Here is a 2,529-nt window from a genome sequence, read left to right as displayed (position 1 = left end):
AGTTCCCAGTTAAGAGTTCCCTGTTAAAAGTTCCCGGTTAAGAGTTCCCAGTTAAGTGTTAAGAGTTAAGTGTTAAGGGTTAAGTGTTCCCCATTCCCCATTCCCTCTCCTCATAGACAAGTTTTTCAGCAACCCCTATATAGTCACAACAGTTACAACTTAGGTAAAATATGTGGTAATAACTGACCTGGCAGTTTAGACAAAGCTACATTTTGTCCTTGAATACCTAACTCATTATGGAAAGTGCGAATGGTGTTAATAATATGGCTAATTGTTGTTTGATAATTTTCCGTTTCTTTGGCAAATCCCGTTAATGCTTGTAAGTGATTTTCTAAAGCTGATTCTAAAGCTAGAGATAACATTTTTTTATCCCGATTAAAAGCTACATTGATTACCGAGTAATAATAAGCCAATCCGAGATTATTATGTGTTACCCAGATATCAAAGCTTAATGGTAAATCACTGCATGAGTGGGCGGTTTTCAGGGCTTCCTCATAAGCATGAATACAGAATTGGACAAGTTGTTGTTTATTTTCCTTTGTTGTTTGTGATTGATTGACTAGATGCCAATAGGCAATACCGAGATTATTTTGCGTTGCTGCATAACCATGGGGAACATTTTTTGGTGTTCTATATTTTAGGGCTTCATTATAAACCTGAATTGCTAATTGCAGATTTTCCATTGGTTGTTCATATTGGGAAAGATTCCAATATGCCGTCCCAATGTTATTTTGAATCATGCCATATTTTAGGGGTTCGTCTGCTGGTGGATAGTGAATAGATGCTAGTTTATAAGCAGCGATCGCTTTTTGCAGATTTTCCACAGGCTGATTATACTGTCCTAAATGCCAGTAAGCCGTACCCAAATTATTCTGACAAGCAGCATATTTTAAAGGTTCTATTTCTTCCTGTCGGTAATGTAAGGCCTCATGGTAAGCAATTACCGCAGCTTGCCAATTTTCTACCGGTTCAGCAAATTTGGACAAATCTCCATAGGCCGTCCCTAGATTATTTTGGATACGTGCATAGGTTTCTGGCTGAGTATCACCTGTAATTGATTTCAGTGCTAATTTATAAAAATCTATGCCTTGTTGAATATAAATTTTTGCTTCCTCTGCATTATCAGGGATGCGGTGTAACATCCAATAAAGTGTCCCCAAATCATTTAAAATATGTGGTAATTGTGGAGAATTTTCATCATAGCTGACCGCTTCTTGATAGGACAAAATGGCAATCATCAACTTTTCTAAGGTAACATCTCCTTGTTCAATTTGCAAGCGATAGAAATTACCAAGATTTTGATAAGCAACGGATAAATTTTCACCCTTAGCCTGTTGAGTATGTAATTGTTCAATCTCTGCCAGAATTTCCTGTGTTTGTCGACTATTATCAATATTGAGTGTGGCATTAACCAAGCTTTCTAATTCTTGGTTAATATGAGATAGGGAAGGGAAACTTTGCTTATTGCTAATTGGTGCAGCAGGAGATTTTGCGGGAGTTTGCTTTAATGAATCATCCTGACTAGATGGGGTTAAATCAACCGGAGTGGGATGTTTAACTTCTTTAGAAAGTCCCTCATGATCAAAAACAAAAGACTCAAAATTTTGCCGTTCTAAATTGCGAGAATCGCCGAAAACCTCCCCATCATCTCGATTATCTATAGTAGGGGTAGGTTCTCCTGCAAATACAAATACACCAGTCCGACAATGCCAAAATTGAGGCGCTGATTGCTGAATTGCAGACAACCAAGGACGAGAAACCCAAAATAACAGACTGGATTCTAAAAAGCGACTAGATTCCTTTCCAAATAAATGCTGTTCACTCAAACGCAGATAATTCAAAAATAACCGTTGTACTGCGACTGGTTCTTTAGTTAACATTTCCACCCCCACAATTTGAAATCCAGGGATGGGTAAAGGACGACCAGGATGATCCGATGATCCTCCCACAATTGGCGGTGGATAATTAACTAACCATTGATTGATTTGGGCAATGGGATTGGGATCGCCCAAATTTAAGCGCAAAGTTACTAATCGTGGGTAAGCTGGATTGTTAAATTCACCCGCCTTAGCTCGCTGATAAAGAATCTGTCCCACAGGATAGGCGAAGGTAGAGTGTAACCTCGCTGCTATCCGATTTCTTAAATTGAGATCATCGCAAATAGCAAAGAGAATTTGCCGACGTAACCCGAGATTTAAAGCAAGTTTTAGACGTTGATATACTTGCCGATTTAAATTAATGTTTTCTGTCTGTAAAGTTTCATTCACGTTTCCATGTATTTGGGGTTTAACCCTTTTTTCTGTATACATCCTGACTAAATAAATTTAATATTAATGTCACATCTCATAATTTTGATTTTCACAGATATATTTTCTGTTTCAGGATGAATCAAGTTTTCCACTGTAGATTATCAAAAAAAAATACTCCAATCATACCTCTAGATGGGTATTTTAACAAAAATATCAGGCTCTTGATCACAGAACCTGAATCTACAAAAAAGTGAAAAAACAGGTTCTACCGTACTTGTTA

1 protein-coding gene is annotated in these 2,529 nt (G+C 37.5%); it reads right to left on the bottom strand.

What is annotated here, in order from left to right:
• Positions 1-152 precede the first annotated feature (152 nt).
• Entirely contained in the window at positions 153-2,309 is a 2,157-nt protein-coding gene (locus CUN59_RS20850; protein WP_104389597.1) for a tetratricopeptide repeat protein, read from the bottom strand.
• Between the last annotated feature and the right edge of the window lie 220 nt (positions 2,310-2,529).

This window comes from Cuspidothrix issatschenkoi CHARLIE-1, from assembly GCF_002934005.1.
GTDB lineage: Bacteria > Cyanobacteriota > Cyanobacteriia > Cyanobacteriales > Nostocaceae > Cuspidothrix > Cuspidothrix issatschenkoi.
The sequence above is the reverse complement of the archived record's forward strand: the minus strand, read 5'-3'. Positions and strand labels throughout refer to the sequence as shown.

Excerpts from the sequence above, each read along its gene's own strand:
- CUN59_RS20850 (WP_104389597.1), bottom strand. The coding sequence starts at position 2,309 with ATGTATACAGAAAAAAGGGTTAAACCCCAAATACATGGAAACGTGAAT.